Raw genomic sequence first — 22,836 nt, 5'->3', positions numbered from 1 at the left:
TTCAAGAACACCGCCCGCCTCACCCCCGCCGCCGGCTGCATCCCCCTGGCCCCCAGCCTGGACACCAGCTGCGCCATTACCCACTCGGTGCGCGACGCGGTGCTGCTGCACGAAATCCTCGCAGCCCGCCGGGTCAGGCTGCAGCCCCGGCCCTGGTCAGGCATGCGCCTGGGGGTGCCACGCGCCATGCTGGAGGGGCTGGACGCCCAGGTAGCGCAGGACTTCGAGCGCAGCCTGGCACAGCTGTCGGCCGCGGGCGCGCAGATCGAGCACATCGATCCCACGCCGCTGCGCGACTTCAGCGCCCTGCAAATCCAGGGCGGCCTGGCCGCCTGCGAGAGCTGGGCCTGGCATCGCGCCCGCTTGGCCGAGCGCGAGAGCGACTACGATGCGCGGGTGGCGTTGCGCATCAAGCGCGGCGCCGGCTTCACCGCCGCCGACTACCTGGACCTGCTGAGCGCGCGCCGCAACTGGATCGCCGCCATGGAGCAGGCCCTGCAGGGCTTTGATGCCCTGCTCAGCCCGACCGTCGCCCGCGTTGCGCCCGAACTGGCGCCGCTGCAGGCCGACGATGAACTCTTTTTCGCCACCAATCTCCTGATGCTGCGCAACACCTCGGTCGTCAACCTCCTGGACGGCTGTGCCATTTCCCTGCCCTGCCATGCGCCGGGCAGCCTGCCCACGGGCCTGATGCTGTGGGCCCCTGCCCTGCGCGACGACGCCCTGCTCAGCCTGGCCCTGCAGACCGAAGCCCTGCTCCAGCACGAGCGGGAGGCCTGAGTCATGCGCATCGCCATCGTCGGTGCCGGCATCGTCGGCATCAGCAGCGCCTACGAGCTGGCCCTGGAGGGCCACGAGGTCACCGTCTTCGAACGCAGCGGCGGTGTGGCCGCCGAGAACAGCTTCGCCCAAGGCGGACTGATATCACCGGCCACCATGAGCCCCTGGCCCGCACCAGCGCTTGCGCGCAGCCTGCTGCTGGGCGGGCTTCGCCAGCCGACCCAGCTGGGCTGGATCTGGCGTGCCTGGCGGCAGAGCCAGCCACGGCTGCGCGCGGCACGTCAGCAGACCTTGCGGCAACTGGCCATCTTCAGCCAGCGGCGCCTGAGCACGCTGCGGCAAGAACTGCACCTGGACTACGAGCGCGCCGAAGGCCACCTGCTGCTGCTGCGCGGTGCGCGGGAGCGGGCACTGGCCGAGGCCATGACCGATCAGTTGGCTGAAGTCGGACTCGCCCATCGTCTGCTGGATACGGCAGCCTGCTTGCGACTGGAGCCCGGCCTCAACCCCGACTTGCCCCTGGAGGGCGGGCTCTACCTGCCGGGCGACGAGGCCGGCAACGGCCGCCAGTTTGCCCAGGCACTGCGTGTCGAGGCCCAGCGACTGGGCGTCAAGCTGCGCTTTCACACCACGGTCCGCCACATCGAACCAGGGCAAGGCCCGACCCTGGTGCACGAGCACACCCCGCCCGACGAGTCAGCAGGTCCAAGCACCCGATTCGCCGATGCCGGCAGCAGCGAGGCACCAAGCACTCGGCCGCAGAGCCCCGAGCTCCAGCGCGAGTCCTTTGATGCCGTTGTGCTGTGCGCCGCTTTGGGCGCCGGCGGCCTGCTCAGGCCAACGGGGCTGAAGTTGCCGCTGCGCGCGGTCTGGGGCTATTCCTTGACTGCACCGCTGCGCCAGCTCGAGGCCTATCCCGACCTCGGCCCGCGCGGGGTCCTGAGCGATCTGCGCAGCGGGCTCAGCATTGCCCGCATCGGCCAGCGCTTGCGGGTTGCGGGCGGCCACGAACTGCGAGGCTCGGCCGACAGCTTTGCCGACACCTCGCTCACCCCTCTGCACCGCCTGCTCAATGACTGCTTCCCCGGTGCCATCCAGGCCAGCCAGCTGCAGCGCTGGAAAGGCGCACGCCCCAGCCTGCCCGACGGCCTGCCGGTCTTGGGTCGCAGCGGCTCGCCCGGCCTGTGGCTGAATCTGGGTCACGGCGGCCAGGGCTGGGGCCTGGCCAGCGCCTGTGCCCGGCTGCTGGCACAAGAGCTGTCCGGACGCACACCCGAGCTGGATCTTGGGGCGCTGAGCGTCGCGCGCTTGCGCTAATCTGCGGCCATGCGCCGCATCCTGCCCTCGCCGATCCATCTGCCCCTGCACGGCCTGGCCGCGAGCCGGGCCTGGGAGTCCGAGGCCTTGGCACTCACGCCGCCACATGCCCTGATGGCGCGCGCGGGCTTGGCCGTGGCCAAGATGGCACTGGCCCTGTATCCCGCCGCAAGGCGCATCGCACTGTTCTGCGGCCCGGGCAACAACGGGGGGGACGCCCTGGTTGCCGCTCAGCATCTCGCCAGGCAGGGGCGCATGGTGCAGCTTTGGGTGGCGCCGCAGGCCGCCGGCGCCGGGCACTCACGCCCGGCCGATGCCGCCTGGGCACTGGAAGAGGCCAGGCAGGCCGGCCTGAGCCCGCAGCACAGCCTGCCAGAGGCCCTGGATGCCGACCTGGTCATCGACGGCCTGCTCGGACTGGGCGCTGCGCGTGCGCCCGCCGGCTGGCTGGCCGAGGCCATCGCCCTGATCAACCGGCAGCGTGCACCGGTGCTTGCCATCGATCTGCCCAGCGGCCTGGATGGCCAGCATGGCAGCTGCGCCGGTGTCGCGGTGCAGGCCCAGCATTGCCTGTGCCTCCTGACCCTGAAGCCCGGCCTGTTCACGGCGCAGGGGCGCGCGCTGTCGGGCGACATCTGGTGGGATGAGCTGGGGCACCCCAGCCCCCATGCACCCAGCGCCTGGCTGCTGGGCACCCAGGCCTTGGGCGAGTGGCAAGCCCTGCTGGGGCCGCGCGGGCACGCCAGCCACAAGGGCTCCTGGGGTGATGTGCTCGTGATCGGCGGCGCGCCCGGGATGCGCGGCGCCGCGCAGCTGGCCTCGCAAGCCGCCCTGGCGGCCGGTGCGGGCCGGATCTACGTCGGCCTGCTGGAGGCCAAGACGGACACGCCTCTCGGGCGCCCGGAACTGATGCACTGGCAAGAGGCTCAACTCGCCGAGCCCGCGACCTGGTCCCAGCACACCGTGGTGGCAGGCTGCGGTGGCGCATCGCTGATCGCCCGCGTCTTGCCCCAGCTGCTTGCACACGCAAGCCGTCTGGTTCTGGATGCCGACGCACTCAACGCCTTGGCGGCCGACGCAGGCTTGCGCAGCCTCTTACGCGCCCGCGCCGCCCAGGGACTGGCGACCGTGCTGACGCCACACCCCCTGGAAGCAGCTCGCCTGCTGGGATCCAGCAGCCAGGAGGTGCAGGCAGATCGTCTGGGCTCCGCCCAGGCGCTCGCTCTGGACCTGGCTTGCTGCGTGGTGCTCAAGGGCTCGGGGAGCGTGATCGCCAGCCCCGGCAGCGTCTGCGCCATCAACAGCAGCGGCAACGGCCGCCTCGCCAGCGCAGGCACGGGGGATGTCCTGGCCGGCTGGCTCGGAGGACTCTGGGCCCAGCTACCGCGCAAGCATCCCGAGAACGACGCCCTCCACACCCTGGCCTGCGCGGCGGTCTACTGGCATGGGGCTGCAGCCTCGGGTGCCGAAGGCGGACCGCTGCGGGCGGCGGAGCTCATTGAACGCATGCTCCGCCTGCACCCACAGGTGCCGGACTGAGTCCCCTCTCCCGAAGGGACTGCCGGCCTCAGCGCCGCTTGCCGCGCGGCGCCTCGGTCTTGGGCGTGCCACGCTTGCCCGCCGCCCCACCCGTCTTGCCTTGCCCTGCCGATGGGCCGGTCTTGGGCGAGCGGCTCTTGGGGCTGGCTGCCTTGCGACGCCCGGCCTTGAGTTCACGGTCCTGGCGCTGCACCTGAGCCAGCGCCTCTACAGCGCTCGCAGGCTGTGCAGACCGGCTCCGCGACGATTCCGCCCCGCCCTGCTTGTCCCGCAGCGCGCGTGACAGCAGGCGCGCCTCGCCACTCTCGGGCACCAGACGGAAGTCGATGCGGCGGCCATCAAGGTCCACCCGGCTGACCTGCACCTGCACGCGCGCGCCCGTGGCATAGCGAATGCCGGTGCGCTCGCCACGCAATTCCTGGCGCACCTCGTCGAAACGGAAGTACTCACCGCCCAGCTCGGTGATGTGGACCAAGCCCTCGACGTAGAGCGCATCGAGCTGCACGAAGAGGCCGAAACTCGTCACCGCGCTGACAACGCCGCTGAATTCCTCGCCCAGGTGCTCGCGCATATAGCGGCACTTGAGCCAGGCCTCCACATCACGCGAGGCCTCGTCGGCCCGGCGCTCATTGGCGCTGCAATGCGCACCCACCACTTCCCAGCGCTCGGGCTCGGTGCTGGCCTGGGCGGGGTTGATGGGCTTGGCGCGGCCGGGTCGACGTGGCGGCTCGGGCACCTCCATCTTGGCGGCATCCAGCAGATAGCGCTTGCCACCCAGCATGGCCTTGATGACCCGGTGAACCAGCAGGTCCGGATAGCGGCGGATGGGGCTGGTGAAGTGGGTGTAGGCCGGATAGGCCAGGCCGAAGTGGCCCGCGTTGGCCCCGGTGTAGATGGCCTGCTGCATGGAGCGCAGCAGCATCTGGTGGATCTGCTGCGCATCCGGCCGGTCCTTGGTGGCCGCAGCAACGGCCTGAAACTCGCCGGGCGAGGGATCGTCGCTGATGCCCAGGCCCAGTCCCAGGGCGCGCAGATAGGCCTGCAGGGCCGCGCGCTTCTCGGGCGTGGGACCCTCGTGCACCCGGAACAGCGAGGACTGTTTGGCCCCGGCAATGAAGTCGGCCGCGCAGACATTGGCGGCCAACATGGCCTCCTCGATCAGGCGGTGGGCCTCGTTGCGGGTGCGCGGCACGATCTTCTCGATCTTGCCGTTGTCGTCGCAGATGATCTGGGTTTCGGTGGTTTCAAAGTCCACCGCGCCGCGCTTGGCGCGCTGCGCCAGCAGAGCCCGGTAGACCTCATGCAGATGCAGCAGATGCGGCACCAGCTCGCGGCGCTTGGCGGCCTCGGGCCCATGGGTATTGCCCAGCACGGCCGCGACCTCGGTATAGGTCAGGCGCGCATGTGAGCAGATCACGGCCGGGTAGAACTGGTAGGCGCGGGTCTCGCCTTCGGCGTCGATCAGCATGTCGCAGACCATGGCCAGGCGGTCCTGCTCCGGGTTCAGCGAGCACAGGCCGTTGGAGAGCTTCTCCGGCAGCATGGGGATCACCCGCCGCGGGAAGTAGACCGAGGTGGCACGCTCGTAGGCATCGGCATCCAGCGGCTCGCCCGGCTTCACGTAGTGGCTCACATCGGCAATCGCCACCAGCAGGCGCCAGCCATTGAAGGCGTTCTTGCCGCGGCCCTGCTTGTGGGGCTCGCAGTAGACCGCGTCATCAAAGTCGCGCGCATCCTCGCCGTCTATGGTGACCAGGGGCACATCGCGCAGATCGATGCGCTGCTTGAGGTCGGCGGCGCGCAATTTGTCGGGCAGCTTGGCGGCCTGGGCCAGGGTCTCGGCGCTGAAGCGGTGCGGCACCTCGTACTTGCGCACCGCGATCTCGATCTCCATGCCTGGGTCGTCGATCTCCCCCAGCACCTCGACCACGCGCCCCACGGGCTGCGAGTACAGCGAGGGAGGCTCGGTCAGCTCCACCGCCACCACCTGGCCGGCCGTGGCATTGGCGATGCCGTTCTTGGGGATCAGGATGTCCTGGCCCATGCGCTTGTCCTCGGGCGCAACCAGCCAGACGCCGGACTCCAGCAGCAGGCGGCCGATGATGGGCCGCTTCTTGCGCTCGAGAATCTCCAGCACCTTGCCCTCGGGGCGGCCGCGCTTGTCGAAGCGCAGCACGCGTACACGCAGACGGTCGCCATGCATGACCGCCTGCATCTCCTGCGCAGAGAGGTAGATGTCCAACTGCCCGTCATCGGGCGTGAGGAAACCGTGGCCGTCACGGTGCCCTTGCACCCGGCCCTCGACTTCGCTCAAGACCGTTGCAGCCCCCTGGGCCGCTTCGCTTGCGGATTTGAATTTTTTGATGATAGAATCCTAGCTTTCCTGAAACGCCAACGACTTTTCAAGTCTTTGGTCACTTGCCCAGGTGGCGGAATTGGTAGACGCACTAGTTTCAGGTACTAGCGGGTAACTCCGTGGAGGTTCGAGTCCTCTCCTGGGCACCAAATGCCGAAGGCCAGCACATTGTGCTGGCCTTTTTCATTTCTCCAAACGCATTGCTGGCACCCGCTGCGCCAGATACAACAAAGCCGGCTCGGCGCGAGGCTGAACCGGCTTTGCAAAAAGGCATCGCGCTAGCGGCCTGCGTCGCAATCAGACCGCGAACTTCTTGGCCAGAGCATCGGGCCGCAGGCTGTCGTACTCCTCGAAGGGCTGGTGGATCCAGGGACTGGTCTCCAGCATCTCGACGTAGTAGTCCGGTGTGTAGGTCGACACGCCCTTGGTCCAGATCACGGCCGAGCGCAGTTCGCTGATGGCAGGCATGCCGCGCAGGCGCTCCACCACGGCCTTGAGCGTCACGCCCGAATCGGCCAGGTCATCGACCAGCAGCACGCGGCCGGCCAGTTCGCCCTTGGGCATGGTGATGTACTTGGCGATGTCCAGACGCCCCTGGATGGTGCCGGCCTCGGCTCGATAGGAGCTGGTGGACATGATGCCCAGCGGCTTGTCGAACACACGCGAGAGCACATCGCCCGGGCGCATGCCGCCCCGCGCCAGGCACAGGATCTGGTCAAACTCCCAGCCGGAGTTGTAGACCTTGAGCGCCAGGCGCTCGGTCAGCAGGTGGTACTCGTCCCAAGACACGTACAGATGCTTGCCGTCGTCGGTCAACATGGGTGGGGCTCCTCGTTGGAATAGATGGTGAAGCTCAAGCCTTGATGCCTGCAGGCCTTCAGGCCTGGAAGGGGTGCTTGAGCAGAATGGTGTGATCGCGGTCCGGGCCGGTGGAGACCATGGCGATGGGCGTGCCCACCACCTCCTGCACGCGCTCCAGATAGCGGCGGGCGTTCAGGGGCAGCTTGTCCCATTCGGTGATGCCGGCGGTGGTCTCGGTCCAGCCGGGGAAGGTTTCGTAGATGGGCTTGCAGGCCACGATCTCGTCGGCATCCAGCGGGAGGATGTCGATGGTCCGGCCATTGAGCTCGTAGCCCACGCACATCTGCACCTCAGCCAGGCCGTCCAGCACATCCAGCTTGGTCATGCACAGGCCGGTGATGCCATTGATGATGATGGAGCGCTTGAGCGCAGCGGCATCCAGCCAACCGCAGCGGCGAGCGCGCCCGGTCACGGTACCCTTTTCCTGGCCCACGGTGGACAGGTGGTAGCCCACCGTGCCTTCCTTTTCCCACTCCAGCTCGGTCGGGAAGGGGCCGGAGCCCACGCGGGTGGTGTAGGCCTTGGTGATGCCCAGCATGTAGTGCAGCATCTGCGGACCCACGCCAGCGCCGGCAGCGGCATTGCCGGCCACGCAGTTGCTGGAGGTGACGTAGGGGTAGGTGCCGTGGTCGATGTCCAGCAGGGTGCCCTGGGCGCCCTCGAACAGGATGTTCTGGCCGGCCAGATGGGCCTTGTGCAGCATATAGCCCACGTCCGCCATCATGGGCTTGATAGCCTCGGCCAGCTTCATGGCCTGGTCGAAGATGGGCTGGAACTCCAGGGCGCCGCACTTCAGATAGCCGCACAGCGCAAAGTTGTGCAGCTCCAGCAGCTCCTTGAGCTTCTTGGCAAAGCGCTCGGGATGCTTCAGGTCCTGCACACGCAGGGCTCGGCGGGCCACCTTGTCTTCATAGGCAGGACCGATGCCCTTGCCGGTGGTGCCGATCTTGCCGTTGCCATTGGTCTCGCGCAGGGCTTCGCGGGCCTTGTCCACTTCCACGTGGAAGGGCAGGATCAGCGGGCAAGACTCGGAGATGAAGAGGCGCGAGCGCACTTCCACGCCAGCCTTCTCGAGGCGCTCGATCTCGCCCATCAGATGGGTGGGATCCAGCACCACACCGTTGCCGATGTAGCAGGCCACGCCGTCGCGCATGATGCCCGAGGGGATCAGCTGCAGCGCGGTCTTCACGCCCTTGATCACCAGGGTGTGGCCGGCATTGTGACCGCCCTGGAAGCGCACCACGCCCTGGGCGTGAGGGGTCATCCAGTCGACCACCTTGCCCTTGCCCTCGTCACCCCACTGGGTGCCGACAACCACCACATTCCGGCCGCGCGCAATTTCGCTATGCATGATGAATTTGCTCGATTCGTTAAAAGATTGTTTGGCGACGCGGCGTGCTCAGAGCGCGCGCAGCACCCATTGGGACTCGATGCGGACCAGCTCGCGGTCGCAGTCGAACTCATCGCCCTCGTGTTCATGCCCGGGCAGCACGCACACCACGGTCTCACCCTGCTCGCGCAGACGTCGGATCGCCGCCCGCAGACCGACATCCTCGCCCCAGGGCGCACGCACCGCGGCGCGCAGGGGCGTGGCCGGACTCAGCTGAACCAGGGCCTTGAGGTCCAGACTGAAACCCACGGCGGGGCGACGACGGCCGAACACCGCCCCCACCTCGTCGTAACGACCGCCGCGCAGCACCGCATCGCTGGAGCCGGCGGCATAGATCGCGAAACGCACGCCGCTGTAATAGGCGTAGCCGCGCAGATCCGCCAGATCGAAACCCAGGGCCACCTCGGGGTGGACCTGCTGCAGATGGCTGGCCAGCCACTGAAGATCATCCAGGGCGGCATTCACCACGGCGTTTCGCGGCAGGCGCTCGCGCGCCTGGGCCAGTACCTCGATACCGCCATACAGGCCCAGCAAGGCCTGCAGACCGGCCGCGGCTTCTGCCGGCAGCTCGATGCTGGCCGAAGCCAGGGCCACCGGGTCCTTGGACGCCAGGGCGCTCACGATGGCACCCAGGGCCTCAGCGCCCAGGCGCAGCTCGCCCAGCACGCCCTGCACCAGGCGGGCGTCGCCCAGGTCGATGGCGATATCGCTCAGACCGGCTCGGCGCAGCGCATCCAGCGCCAGCTCCTGCACCTCCAGATCGGCCTCCAGGCCCGCATGGCCATAGATTTCGACGCCGAACTGCAGAGGCTCGCGGGTGGCGTGAAGCCCATCCGGGCGGGTATGCAACACCGGACCGCAGTAGCACAGGCGCGTCACGCCGGCGCGGTTCAGCAGATGGGCGTCGATGCGCGCGACCTGGGGCGTGGTGTCAGCCCGCAGGCCCAGAGAGCGGCCCGAAAGCTGATCCACCAGCTTGAAAGTCTTGAGATCGAGTTCGCGGCCGGTGCCCGACAGCAGGGAGTCCAGATGCTCCAGCAGCGGCGGCATGACCAGCTCGCAACCATAGCTGCGCGCCATGTCCAGCATATCGCGGCGCAATTCTTCAATGCGGCGCGCCTGGGACGGCAGGACGTCGGCAATGTGCTCGGGCAGGAGCCAAGCAGAGGACATGGGCTTATGGGGCGCAGTTAAAAGCGGCATTGTACCGGGCTGCCGCGACAACGCGCGAAAACCCGAGCATATCGGCCGCCTAAGGCCGCCGCCCTCCCCGCGCCTCAGACGCCGAGTGCCAGCAGCAGGGCCAATCCTGCCAGGGCGCTGGCCAGACCGACAAAGCGAATCTGGCCATCGCTCAGGGCGAGCAGGCGGCTGAAAACCTGCCGCCAACCCTGCGGATTCAACAAGGGCAGCAAGCCCTCGATGAGCAGCATCAGCGCCAGGGCCGTCAACAGGGTCTCGCCCATGCGTCAGACCCCGAATGCCTTACTTGCCACCCTTGGCAGCCGCCGCCGGCGCACCGCCGCGCATGGTCTTGAAGAACTCGCTGCTGGGATCCACCACCATCACGTCCGACTTGTTGCGCCAGGTCGCGCGATAGGCCTCCAGCGAACGGTAGAACTGTGCGAATTGAGGATCGCGACCAAAGGCTTCGGCATACAGGGCCGAGGCCTTGGCGTCGCCCTCACCCTTGATCTTCTGCGCATCGCGATAGGCCTCGGCCACGATGACCTCGCGCTGACGGTCAGCATCGGCACGGATCTTTTCGCTCTCGGCCGAACCCGTGGAACGCGCCTCGGCGGCCACGCGCTTGCGCTCGGACTCCATGCGACGATAAACGGAGTCGGTGATGTTGGCGGAGAAATCAACGCGCTTGATGCGCACATCCACCACCTCGATACCGAACTGCTTGGCCTCGTCCTCCAGGCGCTTGCGCACATCGTTCATCACCTTGTCGCGCTCGGTGGCCAGCACCGAGGTCACGGTGCGCTTGGTCACCTCCTCGTTGAAGGCGGCCTGGACGATGGGACTCAGCCTGGCCTCGACATTGCGCATATCGGTACCGCTGTTGCGAATGAACTGGCGTGGATCGGTGACGCGCCATTTGACGAGCCAGTCAATCACGAGGCTCTTCTTCTCGGCGGTAAAGATGGCACGTGACTCCGGGCTGTCCAGGGTCTGCATGCGGCGATCCAGGAACACCACGTTCTGGAAAGGCGGCGGCAGCTTGAATTTCAGGCCGGGCTCGGTCACCACCTCCTTGATCTCGCCCAGGGCGTAGATCACGGCGAACTGCCGCTGGTCCACGATAAAGAGCGTGGAACTGGCGGCCATGAAGGCGATCAGGGCGCCGACAGCGATGGATGCAATGCGATTCATCTTGTAGTTCTCCTCAGCTCGCCATCAACGACCATCGCGATCACGTCCGCGCAGACCATCGCGCGAACGCACATCCACATTGCTGCCGGGTGCTGCGGCTGCTTCGGGCAGGGCCGCGGGCACCGGCGGACTGGCGGTCACACTACTGCCTGACTGCTGCAGCAGCTTGTCCAGCGGCAGATAAAGCAGATTGGAGCCGCTACGGCTCTCGACCATGACCTTGCTGACATTGCTGTAGACCTGCTGCATGGTCTCGATATAGAGACGGTCGCGCGTGACGCCCGGCGCCTTCTGGTACTCGGCCAGCACGCTCTTGAAGCGCTGCGCATCACCCTCGGCCTGCGCCACCACGCGGGATTTGTAGCCCTCGGCCTCCTCACGCAGGCGCGCGGACGTGCCCTGCGCCTTGGGGATCACCTCGTTGGCATAGGCCTGACCCTCGTTCTTGAGTCGCTCCCGGTCGGCGCCCGCCTTGAACGCGTCGTCAAACGCCGCCTGCACCTGTTCCGGTGCCTGCACGTTCTGCACATTGACATTGGCAATCACGATGCCGGCCTTCAGGCGGTCCAACTGCACCTGCACCGACTTCACCAGATCGGCAGCAATGGCGTCGCGCTGTTCATACAGCACCGAATCCATCTTGCTCTTGCCCACGATCTCGCGCACAGCCGACTCGGCGGCCTGGATCACGGCCTCGTCCGGACTGCGGTTCTCAAAGAGGTACTCCCGCGCATCCTTGAGCCGGTACTGCACCGTGAAACGGATGTCCACGATATTCTCATCCAGCGTGAGCATGGAGGAGTCCCGCAGGCCGGTGGCCGCCACGACCGAGTTGCGCCCCACTTCCACCGAGCGCAGCTGCGTGAAGGGAACGATTTCATTGGCCTGGAAGGGATACGGCAGGCGCCACTGGAAGCCTGCATCCACGGTCTTGCTGTACTTGCCGAAGGAGGTCACCACGGCTTGGTGGCCTTCCTGCACGATGTAGAAGCCACTTCCCAGCCAGCCCAGCGCCACGACGCCGGCAATCAGACCAGCGCCGATGCCGGCGCTCTTCATATCGGGCTGAAAATTATTGTTCCCCCCGCCGTTGTGGCCATTGCCACCCTGCGGAGGCTGACCGCCACCATCCTTGCCACCAAACAGGCCGGAGAGCTTGCGGTTGAAATCGCGCCAGAGCTCGTCCAGATCGGGCGGGCCGTCGTTGCGACCATTGCTCATCAGCAGGCGGCCGGCCAGACGTCGCCAGGGCCGTGCAGCGGTCTCAGTGTTGTTCATGCTCATGCCTGTCATTCAAGTTGTGGGCAAATGGGGCCGACTCCAGCCCGTTCAAGCCGTGGGCCTGCAACGCCTGGACAATCTGTTGACGCAAAAGATCCAGGCCCTCCCCCGTGAGGGCACTGACAAAGACGCGCGGAACCCGCGGACCTGCGCCGGGGCGCTCCAAGCTGTCCACCAAGCCGCGCGGGCGCTGACTGTCTTCCAGCGCGTCCAGCTTGTTGTAGACCAGGATCTGGGGGATGCCCGTGGCGCCGATTTCCTCCAGCACGCGCTCCACCTCGATCATCTGCTCGTCCAGCACCGGGCTGGACGCGTCCACCACATGCAGCAGCAGATCGGCCTCGGCCGCCTCCTGCAAGGTGGCGCGGAAGGCCTCCACCAGCTTGTGCGGCAGATCGCGGATGAAACCCACGGTGTCGGACAGGGAGATGCTGGTACCCGCCGCCTCCAGATACATGGAACGGGTGGTGGTATCCAGGGTGGCGAAGAGCTGATTGGCCGCGTAGCTGCGGGCCTTCACCAAGGCATTGAAGAGCGTGGACTTGCCGGCATTGGTATAGCCGACCAGGGAGACCTTGAAGACCTCGTTACGCTCGCGTGCGCGGCGCTGGGTGCCGCGCTGGCGCTGCACCTTCTTCAGCCGCTCCTTGGTGGCCTTGATACGCTCGTCGATCATGCGGCGGTCCAGCTCGATCTGGGCTTCGCCTGGGCCGCCGCGCATGCCGATGCCGCCGCTCTGACGCTCCAGATGGCTCCAGCGCCGCACCAAGCGCGTGGCGAGATACTGCAGCCGCGCCAGTTCCACCTGCAGCTTGCCCTCGTGGCTCTTGGCGCGTGCGGCAAAGATCTCGAGGATGAGCGCGGTACGGTCGGCTACGGGCACCCCCAACACACGCTCAAGATTGCGCTGCTGGGCCGGGGAGATGGCCTGATCGAACAGCACCGTGTGGGCCTGATGAGCCTGCACCAGCAGCTTGATCTCGTCGGCCTTGCCCGAACCTACGAACAGGGCAGCATCGGGCGCCTGGCGGCGCGCGATCACGCGGGCCACCGGCGTGTCGCCGGCCGACTCGGCCAACAAGGCCAGTTCATCGAGCGTGGGGTCGAAATGGCCGCTACGGCCAATCTCGACGCCAACAAGAATGGCGCGCGCCGCCGAGTCTGGCAACGTCGCGGGCGTCTTAGAGAGGTGGGAGGAGGTAGAACTCAAGGGTTCAGAGGGGGCCCATGGCCCCCATGGCGCTGACGCTGACGCGGGCTCAGGCGCTTTCGCCGCCGCTATTACCGTCAGCCGGATGGAAATTCACGGCGCGACCAGGCACCACCGTCGAGATGGCGTGCTTGTAGACCATCTGGGTCACGGTATTGCGCAACAAGACGACGTACTGATCGAAGGACTCGATATGCCCTTGCAGCTTGATGCCATTGACCAGATAGATCGACACCGGCACATGCTCCTTGCGCAGCAGGTTCAGGAAAGGGTCTTGCAGGAGTTGTCCTTTGTTGCTCACGATATGCTCCGTGTTAGAGAGAGGGCTTGGGTAAGAGGTTGGAAGGCTTGCACCTTAACACAGGGAAAGCCCCGATGACGGCTGCGCTCAGGCGTCCTTGTCCGCGAAGGGATTCTTCGCAGAGCGCAATTCGATGCGCAACGGCGTGCCCACCAACTTGTAGTGAGCGCGGATGCGACCTTCCAGATAGCGCTTGTAGACGTCGGTGACGCCGTCCAGCGCCGTGCCGTGGATGACCACGATGGGCGGATTCATGCCGCCCTGGTGGGCGTAACGCAGCTTGGGCCGCGACAGACCGTGCTTCTTGGGCTGCTGGTGGTCCACCGCTTCCTGGATCAGACGGGTGAGCACCGGCGTGGTCATCTTCTTGAAGGCGGATGCATAGGCGTCGGCCATGGCATTCCACAGCGGACCCAGGCCCTGGCGCTTGAGCGCCGAGATGCGGTGCAGGGGCGCGAACTTCAGGAAGGCCAGGCGGTGCTCGATGGAGCGCTCCAGCTGCTCGCGCTGGTAGCTGTCGATCGCGTCCCATTTGTTGATGGCCACCACCACCGCGCGGCCGCTGTCCAGCACATAGCCGGCAATGTGGGCATCCTGGTCGGACACACCCTGTGTCGCGTCGATCAGCAGCAGCACCACATGCGCATCGCCAATCGCCTGCAGGGTCTTGACCACCGAGAATTTCTCGATCGCCTCGAAAACCTTGCCCTTGCGGCGCAGGCCGGCGGTGTCGATGAGCTTGAACTTCTGGCCATGGCGCTCGAAGTCCACGCTGATGGCGTCGCGCGTGGTACCCGGCATGTCGAAGGCCACTAGGCGCTCCTCGCCCAGCCAGGTGTTGATCAGGGTGCTCTTGCCCACGTTCGGGCGTCCGGCCACCGCAATGCGGATCACGCCCTCCTCTTCCGGCGGCGGCTCCTCATCGCTTTCCGGGCCGAAAGGATCCAGCACCGCTTCCAGAAGGCTGCGGATGCCCTGGCCATGTGCGGCCGAGATGGGATGAGGCTCACCCATGCCCAGCTCGTGGAACTCGGCCAGCAGGGGCGAGTCACTCATGCCCTCGGCCTTGTTGACCGCCAGGAAGGTGCGCTTGTTGGCCTGGCGCAGATAGCGCGCGATGTCCTGGTCCTGGCCCGAGAGCCCGGTACGAACGTCAACGACGAACACCACCGCATCCGCCTCGGCCACGGCCTGGCGGGTCTGCTTGGCCATCTCCTTGACGATGCCGGTGCTGCTGTCGGGCTCGAAGCCACCGGTATCGATGACGATGAACTCGCGGTTGCCCAGGCGGCCGTCACCGTAGTGGCGGTCGCGGGTCAGGCCCGCAAAGTCCGCCACGATCGCATCGCGGCTCTTGGTCATCCGGTTGAACAGCGTGGATTTGCCGACGTTGGGGCGGCCGACCAGGGCGATGACGGGTTTCATGGCGAGATCTTATTGTTCTTGTCGTTTCAGGACAGGGGTGGGTCAGTCGGTGCGCAGCGCGAAGAGGCCACCGTTGCGGGTGGCGACCAGCACCACGCCGTCCAGCTGCACCGGTGCGGCCGCCACGGGCGAGCCATCGGTGGGCAGACGGGCGAGGGTCTTGCCGCTGTCGGCGGCCAGCAGGTGCACATAGCCTTCCAGATCACCCACCAGCAGGCCACGGGGGGTGGCCAGGGGCGCGCTGAGGCGACGGTTGGTCAGCTGCTCGGCACTCCAGACAATATCGCCATTGGCGATCTTCCAAGCCGTGATCCGGTCCGACGCGTCAACGCCGTAGACATGCCGCACATCGGCGGCCACGCCGCGGGTGCCGCCGGTATTGCGGCTCCACTGAGCGGCGCCACGCTCGGCGTTGACACAGCCCACGGCGGACTGGAAGGCACGGGCGCACAGGGTGTCGCCCACGCGGGCCAGCGGACCGACCAGATCAGCCAGGCGCTCCACCTCGTTGGTGCCGCGGGGCGTGGCCACATTGGCCTCCCAGCGCAGGGTGCCGCGCAGAGGGTCCACGCCGGCCAGACGCGCGCCCTGCCCCACCACCAGAGTGTCCTTGTAGGCCGCGATCACGCCGGGCTGCGACAGCGTCAACGGATCGCCCGGACGACGCAGATCCCACAAACGGCGACCATCGGCGGCGTCAAAGGCCTGCACCTGACGGTCCACGGTCAGCACGAAGACGCGCTCACCGGCGACAAGCGGAGCCGTGCTCACGGTGGAGTTCAGGACCTTGCGCCACAGGGGCTTGCCCCCGTCCAGCACGACCAGCTCGTTGTTGCGCGTCACCACCGCCGCGAAACGGCCATCACTGCCCACGCCGGCGGCCAGCTTAGCGCCCACCTCACCGCGCCACAGCAGGGCGCCGGTGTCGGCCGCCAGGGCCTGCACAGCGCCATCGCTGCCCGCCACCACAAAGCTGCGCGAGGCCGTTGCCGCCACAGACAAGGGGAATTGCACGCCGTCCACGCGCGCCTGCCAGACCTGGCGCAGGCCCACGCTGCCGACCTGGGCCTCCAGAGCAGCCGGCTTGGGCGCACTGCTGGAATTGAACAGGGAGCAGCCGCCCAGCACCGCCAGCACGAGCACGGCGGCAGCCGGCCGCAACAGGGTGTTCAGGCGCGCCTTCATCGTGCGGCTCCCGATGCTGCATCCTCAGGCGCCGCAACGCCCAGGGTGGCAAGCTTGGCCTCGACCAGGCGCCGATAGTCCAAGCCCTTGTCCAGGCCCTTGTAAGCCTTGAGGAACTCAGCCTTGGCTGCATCCGGCTTGCCCTGCAACAGCGCCAGATCACCACGGCGATCAGCGACAAGGGCCGCAAAGTCGGCGCCCTTGACCCCGTCTAGGGTCTTGACGGCCTCGTCGTACTGCTTGGCATCCATCTGCAGGGCCGCCAGACGCAGGCGAGCGATGTCCCGATATTCGGTTTCGCTGGCCTTTTCCACCGCCCAGCTCAAGGCAGCCCGCGCAGGCTCCGACTGCCCCTTGTCCAGCTGCAGCTTGGCCGCCAGCAGGGCGCCCTGAGCCGCGTAGCTGGTCCCGGGATGACGTTCCTTCAGGTCGCTGAAGGCCCGCCCGACTTTGTCGACATCACCGGCCTGGGCGGCACGATCGAGCTCCTCAAACATCGCGCCGGCCTTGACGGCCTGCTCGCGCTGCCACCAGTTCCAGCCATTCCAGCCCGCGAATGCCAGCAGGCACAGGGTGATGACGGTGGTGATGAGATTGCCGTAGCTTTTCCAGAAGGCCTTCAGCTGGTCCAGCTGTTCCTGTTCTTCGAGATCGAGATGAGACGCCATTGCGGAACTGTTCGATTGAGGGGCTGAAGAGAAGATGCGCGATTATGCGTTGCGCGGCAGCAGCTCGGCCGCCCATTCGGACACCAGGGCCAGACTGCGGCTGATCTGGGAGGCACCCGCGTCGCGCAGCGGCTTGATGGCCACCTCGCCGCGCGCCAGCTCGTCCTCACCAAAGACCAGGGCATAGGCGGCGCCGCTGGCGTCGGCCTTCTTGAACTGGGACTTCATGCTGGACTGTCCCGGGTGCAGCACCACGCTCAGGCCGGCGGCACGCAGGGCTTCGAGCGCCACCATGACCTGGGGCAGACCCTGGGCCGAGGGCACGACCGCATAGACATCCGGCACCGGTGCGGCTGGCGCCACGCCCACCTCTTCCAGCAGCAGCAGCATGCGCTCCATGCCCATGCCGAAGCCCACGGCCGGCGTGGGCTTACCGCCCAGCTGCTCGATCAGGCCGTCATAGCGACCACCGCCACAGACCGTGCCCTGGGAACCGAGCTTGTCGGTCACCCACTCGAACACGGTGAGGTTGTAGTAGTCCAGGCCACGCACCAAGCGCGGATTGATGGTGTAGGCGATGCCCGCTGCGTCCAGGATGGCACGCACGCCGTTGAAGTGCGCGAGAGACGCCTCGCCCAGGAAGTCCAGCAGCTTAGGCGCCGCATTGGCCATGTCCTGCAGGGCCGGATTCTTGGTGTCCAGCACGCGCAGGGGGTTGCTGTACATGCGGCGCTGGCTGTCCTCGTCCAGCAGGGCCTTGTGCACTTCCAGATGGGCCACCAGGGCCTCGCGATGGGCGCGGCGCTCCTCGGGCGCGCCCAGGCAGTTCAGCTCCAGGCGCACATGCTCGCCATCCTTCAGGCCCAGCTCGCGCAGCAGGCGGCTGCCCAGCAGGATGACCTCGGCGTCCACATCGGGGCCGTTGAAACCCAGGGCCTCGACGCCCATCTGGTGGAACTGGCGGTAGCGGCCCTTCTGCGGCTTCTCGCGGCGGAACATGGGGCCGAAGTAGTAGAGGCGGCGGCCCGAGTCACGCAGAAAGCTGTGCTCGATCATGGCGCGCACGACGCCCGCGGTCATCTCGGGGCGCAGAGCCAGATGCTCGGCCTGGCCGTGCTTGTCGGCGCGGTCCTCGAAGGCGTACATCTCCTTCTCGACGATATCGGTCACCTCGCCGATGCCGCGCACGAACAGGGCCGTGGGCTCGACGATGGGCGTGCGCACATTCTGGTAGCCGTAGCGCTGCAGCACGCTGCGCATCTTGCCTTCCAGCCATTCCCAGCGCGCCGACTCGGGCGGCAGGATGTCGTTCATGCCCTTCACAGCCTGCAGGGGCTGCACCTTCTTCTGCTCAGTCATGGATATCAGGCGGCGGCGCCGAAGCGCTTCTCGATGTAGTTCTCGACCAGGGCATGGAATTCGGCGGCGATGTTGTCGCCACGCAGGGTCAGGGCCTTCTGGCCATCAATGAAGACGGGGGCAGCCGGCGCCTCGCCGGTGCCGGGCAGGCTGATGCCGATATCGGCATGCTTGCTCTCGCCCGGGCCGTTCACGATGCAGCCCATCACGGCCACCTTCATGGTCTCCACACCCGGAAACTTGCTGCGCCAGACCGGCATCTGCGCGCGCAGGAAGTCGTCGATTTGCTTGGCCAGCTCCTGGAAGGTGGTGCTGGTGGTGCGGCCGCAGCCGGGGCAGGCGGTCACGCTGGGATTGAAGGCGCGCAGGCCCAGGGACTGCAGAATCTCCAGCGCGACGGCCACCTCCTGGGTGCGCGCCTCGCCGGGCTGGGGCGTGAGCGAGACACGGATGGTGTCGCCAATGCCTTCCTGCAGCAGGATGGACAGGGCCGTGGCCGAGGCCACCGTGCCCTTGGTGCCCATGCCGGCCTCGGTCAGACCCAGGTGCAGCGCATAGTCGCAGCGCTGGGCCAGGGCGCGGTAGACCGAGATCAGGTCCTGCACGCCGCTGACCTTGCAGCTGATGATGATGTTGTCCGGGTTCATGCCCAGCTCCCGGGCGTACTCGGCCGAACTCAGCGCCGACTGGACCAGGGCCTGATACATCACCTGCTGCGCATCCCAGGGCTGGGACCGCTTGGCGTTCTCATCCATCATGGACGCGAGCAGCTCCTGATCCAGGCTGCCCCAGTTCACACCGATGCGCACGACCTTGTCGTACTGCATCGCCGCCTCGACCATCATGGCGAACTGGCGGTCCTTCTTGTCGCCCTTGCCCACATTGCCGGGGTTGATGCGGTACTTGGACAGCGCCTGGGCCATGGCCGGGTACTCGGTCAGCAGGCGATGGCCGTTGTAGTGGAAGTCGCCGACCAGGGGCACATCGATGCCCATGCGATCGAGCTGCTCACGCAGATGCGGCACCGCCTCGGCGGCCTCGGGCGTGTTGACCGTGATGCGCACCATCTCGGAACCCGCCACGGCCAGCTCCTTGACCTGGATGGCCGTCTCGATGACATCCACCGTGTCCGTGTTGGTCATGGATTGCACGCGAACAGGCGCATCCCCCCCGATGGTGACGACGCGCGAGCCCCAGCGCACGGTGGCCTGACGGCTACGTCGGGGCGCGGGACGGGCGGCCGCGATGGCCTCGGCAATGCTGCTTTCGGTATCGATCATGATGGGTACTTCGGAAAAGATGCCTACTTGAGTTCCATGCGCAGGACGTTGTCACGGGCCTGAGCCGCGAGGTCAACCGGACTGCCCCGCAGCAGAATATCGGTGCCAGCCACATTGCCCACGCGCAGGCGTAGCGGCGGCTGCACATTCAGCGAGGCCTGCTCACCGCCACGCAGCAGCCTGGAGAACAAGACCTGGCCCTGCGCATCGCTGACCTCAACCCAGGAGTCCTCGCGAGCCTTGATCTGCATCGGCACCTGTCCCGGCAAGGGTGCACTAGCCGTCGGCGTGGGCACGGCGCCTGGTACCGGCACAGCAGACGCTGCCGTAGCGGGAGCGGGCGGCACATTGACGGCCGGCACGGGGGCCTGCGACTGCAAAGCCGCATCGGCACTGGCCGCAGGAGCCGGCGATGAAGTCGGGAGCGCCTGCGGCTCCAGCATCGACTTGGGCGACTCGACCTCGCTGGCAGCCGGGGGCTGCAGCCACTCATTGGGCAAGAGGTAGACCGCCAGGGCCCCAGCCAGCAAAAGAGCTGGGCCCCAGATCATGGGTCGCTTGAGCCATTCGAGCGAAGGGCTTCCGTCCCCCGCCATGCGCTCACGAAACGGCGTGTTGAGCCCCTTGCTGACTCGATCCAGCCCGGGTTCGCTGCCACGCGGCAGCAAGTCAAGCACCGGTGCTGCATCCAGCTGCAGGGCACGGCACATGGCCTTGGCCAGAGCCCGGGTAAAGGTGGCGTCCGGCAAATCCTGATGGCGGTCGGCCTCCATGGCTTCAAGCTTGGCCTGCGGCACCTTGAGGCGAGCGGCCAGCGTGGCAATGCTCAAACCCTGTGCCTGACGGGCGGCACGCAGCCGCCCCCCCGCCGTCTGCGACGGCTGCATCGCATCCGGCGCCACTTGGCTGGGCGCCTCGCTGACGATCGTGGACATGCGTTCCCCCTCACTCATCGAATCGACCACTGTTCAATGCCTGCGTCTCGGGCGCTTGCGGAAAGCGCCTGCGCAGTTGTTGGCCGTATTCGCCCACCGAAATGGTGTTTCCCAAGCGCCGCTCGATGCGCAGGGCCAGCCACAGGCTCTGCGCATTCACCTGCTCGGGCTGCTCATTGACTCGCTTGACGTAGAAGCGCGCGCGCTCATGCTGACCATTGCGGTACAGCACATCGGCCAGATTCATCGCGATGGCCGGATTGGACGGATCCTGCTCGAAGGCGCGCGCCAGCGTGCGCTCGGCCGCACCCAGCCGTCCCGCCGTGGCTTCACAGACGCCCTGGGCCAACAAGGTTCGCGCCACGCCACGGTACTGCGGCTGGGCAAGTGCGCGCTCAAACTGCACGCCCGCATCCGGAAAGCGCCCTTGCTGGCAGAGGAACCAGCCGTAGTTGTGAAGCGTGTCGGGATCGCTCGGCTTCAGAGCCAGCGCACGACGGAAGCTCTCCTCCGCCAGCGTCATTTCCCCCATGGCCGCGTAGACCAGCCCTCGCAGACCCAGCGCCTCGACCATGTCCGGCTTGACCATCAGGGCCTGTTTGAGCTCGTCCAAGGCGGTCGGCAACTGTCCACGGGCGAAATAGCCGTAGGCCAGCTCGACGCGAACGGCCGCGCGACGATCCAGATCGGTCTGATCAGAAGCCGTGCGCGGCTCAGTCGAGCCGGTATGGGTGCCGGCACAGCCTAGCAAGCCCAGCGCCAGGGCCAGTGCAAGCGGAATCTGCAGGAGTCTTGTCTTCATGAGCGCCCATTCATCAGTGCATCACTGCGGATTGCGCCCCCCGAGACCGTGAACCACAACCGGCGCCCGCACCATGCGTTGCTCCACGCGGGTACGGTCCTGCACTTCGCCGGCCAGTTGGCCGCAGGCGGCATCGATGTCATCGCCACGGGTCTTGCGCACCGTGGTGACGATACCGGACTTGATCAACACCTCGGCAAAGGCCTGCACGCGCGCGTTCGAGCTGCGCTTCAGACCCGAGGCCGGGAAGGGGTTGAAAGGAATCAGGTTGAGCTTGCACGAGACCTTGCCGCGCAGCAGCTTGACCAGCTGCTCGGCCTGCTCCGGCGTGTCGTTGACGCCGTCCAGCATGCAGTACTCGAAGGTGATGAAGTCGCGCGGCGCCTTCTCGAGATAGCGATTGCAGGCCTCCAGCAGCTCGGCAATCGGGTACTTCTTGTTCAGCGGCAACAGCTGGTCACGCAGCGGGTCAGTGGGCGCGTGCAGGGACACGGCCAGGGCCACCGGCACATCCTCGCGCAGGCGGTCGATCATGGGCACCACGCCCGAGGTCGAGACCGTCACGCGGCGGCGCGAGAGGCCATAGCCATGGTCGTCCAGCATCATGCGCAGGGCCGGCACCAGGGCGTTGTAGTTCTGCAGGGGCTCGCCCATGCCCATCATCACCACATTGGTGATCACGCGCTCGCTGCTCTTGAAGCGCTGGCGCAGGCTGTGCTCGGCATACCAGAGCTGGGCAATGATCTCGGCCGTCTCCAGATTGCGGCTGAAGCCCTGGTGGCCGGTGGAGCAGAAACGGCAGCCCACCGCGCAGCCGGCCTGGCTGGACACGCACAGGGTGCCGCGATCATCTTCAGGGATGAAGACCGATTCGACGGCATTGCCGCCGCCCACGTCGAACAGCCACTTGATCGTGCCGTCGGCGGAGACATGTTCGGAGATCACGGGCAGGGCCGTGATGTGGGCCTTGCCGCGCAGCTTTTCGCGCAGCGACTTGGCCAGGTCGCTCATCTGCTCAAAGTCAGAGGCGCCCTTTTGATGAATCCAGCGGAACAGCTGGGTGGCGCGGAAGCGCTTTTCCCCCAGCTGCTCGCAGAACGCAGCCAGTCCTTCCAGATCGAATCCAAGCAGGTTGACCGCGTTCATGGGTGTTGCTTCTCGCTGTGTTGCTCAGGCCTCCAGGCCTGAGCAGCGCAAGAGGCTTGGGGCCGAATTAACGGCTGTAGACATTCATGCCGGGGAAGAAGAACGCCACTTCCTGGGCGGCGGTCTCGGGAGCGTCCGAGCCGTGCACGGCGTTGGCGTCGATGCTGTCGGCGAAGTCGGCGCGGATGGTGCCCTTCTCGGCCTTCTTCGGGTCGGTGGCGCCCATCAGGTCGCGGTTCTTCAGGATGGCGCCTTCGCCTTCCAGAGCCTGGATCATCACCGGACCGGAGATCATGAAGCTCACCAGGTCGTTGAAGAAGGGACGGGCCTTGTGCACAGCGTAGAAAGCCTCGGCCTCGCCGCGCGACAGGTGCACCATCTTGGCGGCCACGACCTTCAGGCCGGCAGCTTCAAAACGGGCATAGATCTGGCCGATCACGTTCTTGGCGACGGCATCGGGCTTGATGATGGAAAGGGTGCGTTCGATCGCCATGTTTTTCTCCTGAAATCTGGGGCTTGGCAAAACCCGAGATTGTACTGTGTGACTGTGTAAATACGATCCAGGCCCCCGTAAGGGCCCGGCAAATGCCTTGCTTAGCGGCGACCGCGACCGCCGCCGCGG

21 protein-coding genes and 1 tRNA gene are annotated in these 22,836 nt (G+C 66.7%); 4 read left to right on the top strand and 18 right to left on the bottom strand.

Annotated features, from left to right (window positions below; genetic code table 11):
* From ACK5F2_RS05090 to ACK5F2_RS05080, 3 genes are all read left to right on the top strand, one after another.
* The coding region (locus tag ACK5F2_RS05090) for an amidase family protein (RefSeq protein ID WP_409863246.1) at positions 1-780 on the top strand (780 nt) is incomplete at its 5' end.
* Positions 781-783: 3 nt separating this feature from the next.
* Positions 784-2,097: an FAD-dependent oxidoreductase gene (locus tag ACK5F2_RS05085; protein ID WP_409863245.1), complete on the top strand. Its 1,314-nt coding sequence runs from the start codon at positions 784-786 to the stop codon at positions 2,095-2,097.
* A gap of 9 nt (positions 2,098-2,106) precedes the next feature.
* Complete coding sequence (locus ACK5F2_RS05080) at positions 2,107-3,636, top strand: NAD(P)H-hydrate dehydratase (protein ID WP_409863243.1); 1,530 nt, start codon at positions 2,107-2,109, stop codon at positions 3,634-3,636.
* Between the two features lie 28 nt (positions 3,637-3,664).
* On the opposite strand, the gene rnr is transcribed toward ACK5F2_RS05080, so the two are convergent.
* On the bottom strand, positions 3,665-5,950 hold the full coding sequence (gene rnr / locus ACK5F2_RS05075) for a ribonuclease R (protein WP_409863241.1): 2,286 nt from the start codon (positions 5,948-5,950) through the stop codon (positions 3,665-3,667).
* Positions 5,951-6,056: 106 nt separating this feature from the next.
* Here rnr and ACK5F2_RS05070 point away from each other — a divergent pair.
* Positions 6,057-6,141, top strand: a tRNA-Leu gene (locus tag ACK5F2_RS05070).
* A 148-nt stretch (positions 6,142-6,289) separates the two neighbouring features.
* Here the strand turns inward: ACK5F2_RS05070 and ACK5F2_RS05065 are convergent.
* The 17 genes from ACK5F2_RS05065 to ndk all read right to left on the bottom strand — a co-directional run bounded on the left by ACK5F2_RS05065 (position 6,290) and on the right by ndk (position 22,707).
* A complete protein-coding gene (locus ACK5F2_RS05065) occupies positions 6,290-6,811 on the bottom strand; it encodes a phosphoribosyltransferase (protein ID WP_133602514.1) in 522 nt (173 codons plus the stop codon).
* A 58-nt stretch (positions 6,812-6,869) separates the two neighbouring features.
* Positions 6,870-8,204 (bottom strand): adenylosuccinate synthase, encoded by a 1,335-nt coding sequence (locus ACK5F2_RS05060; RefSeq protein ID WP_409863239.1) that lies wholly within the window; start codon positions 8,202-8,204, stop codon positions 6,870-6,872.
* 48 nt (positions 8,205-8,252) lie between these two features.
* Positions 8,253-9,416 (bottom strand): ATP phosphoribosyltransferase regulatory subunit, encoded by a 1,164-nt coding sequence (locus ACK5F2_RS05055; RefSeq protein WP_409863238.1) that lies wholly within the window; start codon positions 9,414-9,416, stop codon positions 8,253-8,255.
* Between the two features lie 104 nt (positions 9,417-9,520).
* Positions 9,521-9,709, bottom strand: a complete 189-nt coding sequence (locus ACK5F2_RS05050) for a DUF2065 family protein (protein WP_409863236.1) — start codon at positions 9,707-9,709, stop codon at positions 9,521-9,523.
* 19 nt (positions 9,710-9,728) lie between these two features.
* Positions 9,729-10,622: a protease modulator HflC gene (gene hflC / locus ACK5F2_RS05045; RefSeq protein ID WP_409863235.1), complete on the bottom strand. Its 894-nt coding sequence runs from the start codon at positions 10,620-10,622 to the stop codon at positions 9,729-9,731.
* Between the two features lie 24 nt (positions 10,623-10,646).
* Positions 10,647-11,900 carry an FtsH protease activity modulator HflK gene (hflK, locus tag ACK5F2_RS05040; protein ID WP_409863233.1) on the bottom strand — a complete coding sequence of 418 codons (1,254 nt, stop codon included), beginning with the start codon at positions 11,898-11,900 and terminating at the stop codon, positions 10,647-10,649.
* Positions 11,887-13,071, bottom strand: a complete 1,185-nt coding sequence (gene hflX / locus ACK5F2_RS05035) for a GTPase HflX (protein ID WP_409863232.1) — start codon at positions 13,069-13,071, stop codon at positions 11,887-11,889. The genes hflK and hflX overlap by 14 nt, the downstream gene beginning before the upstream one ends.
* Positions 13,072-13,162: 91 nt before the next feature.
* Complete coding sequence (gene hfq / locus ACK5F2_RS05030; protein WP_409863230.1) at positions 13,163-13,414, bottom strand: RNA chaperone Hfq; 252 nt, start codon at positions 13,412-13,414, stop codon at positions 13,163-13,165.
* Positions 13,415-13,501: 87 nt separating this feature from the next.
* Positions 13,502-14,839 (bottom strand): ribosome biogenesis GTPase Der, encoded by a 1,338-nt coding sequence (der, locus tag ACK5F2_RS05025; RefSeq protein ID WP_409863228.1) that lies wholly within the window; start codon positions 14,837-14,839, stop codon positions 13,502-13,504.
* A 42-nt stretch (positions 14,840-14,881) separates the two neighbouring features.
* The gene (gene bamB / locus ACK5F2_RS05020; protein WP_409863227.1) at positions 14,882-16,024 is read right to left on the bottom strand and encodes an outer membrane protein assembly factor BamB; all 1,143 of its coding nucleotides are present in this window, start codon (positions 16,022-16,024) and stop codon (positions 14,882-14,884) included.
* Positions 16,021-16,692 carry a YfgM family protein gene (locus ACK5F2_RS05015; RefSeq protein WP_409863226.1) on the bottom strand — a complete coding sequence of 224 codons (672 nt, stop codon included), beginning with the start codon at positions 16,690-16,692 and terminating at the stop codon, positions 16,021-16,023. The genes bamB and ACK5F2_RS05015 overlap by 4 nt, the downstream gene beginning before the upstream one ends.
* A gap of 42 nt (positions 16,693-16,734) precedes the next feature.
* Positions 16,735-18,051 carry a histidine--tRNA ligase gene (gene hisS / locus ACK5F2_RS05010; protein ID WP_409863224.1) on the bottom strand — a complete coding sequence of 439 codons (1,317 nt, stop codon included), beginning with the start codon at positions 18,049-18,051 and terminating at the stop codon, positions 16,735-16,737.
* A 5-nt stretch (positions 18,052-18,056) separates the two neighbouring features.
* Positions 18,057-19,331 carry a flavodoxin-dependent (E)-4-hydroxy-3-methylbut-2-enyl-diphosphate synthase gene (gene ispG, locus ACK5F2_RS05005; protein ID WP_409863223.1) on the bottom strand — a complete coding sequence of 425 codons (1,275 nt, stop codon included), beginning with the start codon at positions 19,329-19,331 and terminating at the stop codon, positions 18,057-18,059.
* Positions 19,332-19,354: 23 nt separating this feature from the next.
* Positions 19,355-20,266, bottom strand: coding sequence for a helix-turn-helix domain-containing protein (locus tag ACK5F2_RS05000; RefSeq protein WP_409863222.1), 912 nt, complete (start codon positions 20,264-20,266; stop codon positions 19,355-19,357).
* Positions 20,267-20,276: 10 nt separating this feature from the next.
* Positions 20,277-21,068, bottom strand: coding sequence for a type IV pilus biogenesis/stability protein PilW (gene pilW, locus ACK5F2_RS04995; protein ID WP_409863220.1), 792 nt, complete (start codon positions 21,066-21,068; stop codon positions 20,277-20,279).
* Between the two features lie 21 nt (positions 21,069-21,089).
* Positions 21,090-22,214: a 23S rRNA (adenine(2503)-C(2))-methyltransferase RlmN gene (gene rlmN, locus ACK5F2_RS04990; RefSeq protein WP_409863219.1), complete on the bottom strand. Its 1,125-nt coding sequence runs from the start codon at positions 22,212-22,214 to the stop codon at positions 21,090-21,092.
* A gap of 67 nt (positions 22,215-22,281) precedes the next feature.
* Positions 22,282-22,707 carry a nucleoside-diphosphate kinase gene (gene ndk, locus ACK5F2_RS04985; protein ID WP_409863217.1) on the bottom strand — a complete coding sequence of 142 codons (426 nt, stop codon included), beginning with the start codon at positions 22,705-22,707 and terminating at the stop codon, positions 22,282-22,284.
* Between the last annotated feature and the right edge of the window lie 129 nt (positions 22,708-22,836).

This window comes from Roseateles sp. (assembly GCF_046300915.1).
Taxonomy (GTDB): domain Bacteria; phylum Pseudomonadota; class Gammaproteobacteria; order Burkholderiales; family Burkholderiaceae_C; genus Kinneretia.
Note: the sequence above shows the minus strand (reverse complement) of the source record. Positions and strands in the feature narration are given on the sequence as shown.

Coding starts and splice junctions, on each gene's coding strand:
- ACK5F2_RS05085 (WP_409863245.1), top strand. CDS start 784: ATGCGCATCGCCATCGTCGGTGCCGGCATCGTCGGCATCAGCAGCGCC.
- ACK5F2_RS05080 (WP_409863243.1), top strand. CDS start 2,107: ATGCGCCGCATCCTGCCCTCGCCGATCCATCTGCCCCTGCACGGCCTG.
- ACK5F2_RS05065 (WP_133602514.1), bottom strand. CDS start 6,811: ATGTTGACCGACGACGGCAAGCATCTGTACGTGTCTTGGGACGAGTAC.
- ACK5F2_RS05060 (WP_409863239.1), bottom strand. CDS start 8,204: ATGCATAGCGAAATTGCGCGCGGCCGGAATGTGGTGGTTGTCGGCACC.
- ACK5F2_RS05055 (WP_409863238.1), bottom strand. CDS start 9,416: ATGTCCTCTGCTTGGCTCCTGCCCGAGCACATTGCCGACGTCCTGCCG.
- ACK5F2_RS05050 (WP_409863236.1), bottom strand. CDS start 9,709: ATGGGCGAGACCCTGTTGACGGCCCTGGCGCTGATGCTGCTCATCGAG.
- hflC (WP_409863235.1), bottom strand. CDS start 10,622: ATGAATCGCATTGCATCCATCGCTGTCGGCGCCCTGATCGCCTTCATG.
- hflK (WP_409863233.1), bottom strand. CDS start 11,900: ATGAACAACACTGAGACCGCTGCACGGCCCTGGCGACGTCTGGCCGGC.
- der (WP_409863228.1), bottom strand. CDS start 14,839: ATGAAACCCGTCATCGCCCTGGTCGGCCGCCCCAACGTCGGCAAATCC.
- bamB (WP_409863227.1), bottom strand. CDS start 16,024: ATGAAGGCGCGCCTGAACACCCTGTTGCGGCCGGCTGCCGCCGTGCTC.
- ACK5F2_RS05015 (WP_409863226.1), bottom strand. CDS start 16,692: ATGGCGTCTCATCTCGATCTCGAAGAACAGGAACAGCTGGACCAGCTG.
- hisS (WP_409863224.1), bottom strand. CDS start 18,051: ATGACTGAGCAGAAGAAGGTGCAGCCCCTGCAGGCTGTGAAGGGCATG.
- ispG (WP_409863223.1), bottom strand. CDS start 19,331: ATGATCGATACCGAAAGCAGCATTGCCGAGGCCATCGCGGCCGCCCGT.
- ACK5F2_RS05000 (WP_409863222.1), bottom strand. CDS start 20,266: ATGTCCACGATCGTCAGCGAGGCGCCCAGCCAAGTGGCGCCGGATGCG.
- pilW (WP_409863220.1), bottom strand. CDS start 21,068: ATGAAGACAAGACTCCTGCAGATTCCGCTTGCACTGGCCCTGGCGCTG.
- rlmN (WP_409863219.1), bottom strand. CDS start 22,214: ATGAACGCGGTCAACCTGCTTGGATTCGATCTGGAAGGACTGGCTGCG.
- ndk (WP_409863217.1), bottom strand. CDS start 22,707: ATGGCGATCGAACGCACCCTTTCCATCATCAAGCCCGATGCCGTCGCC.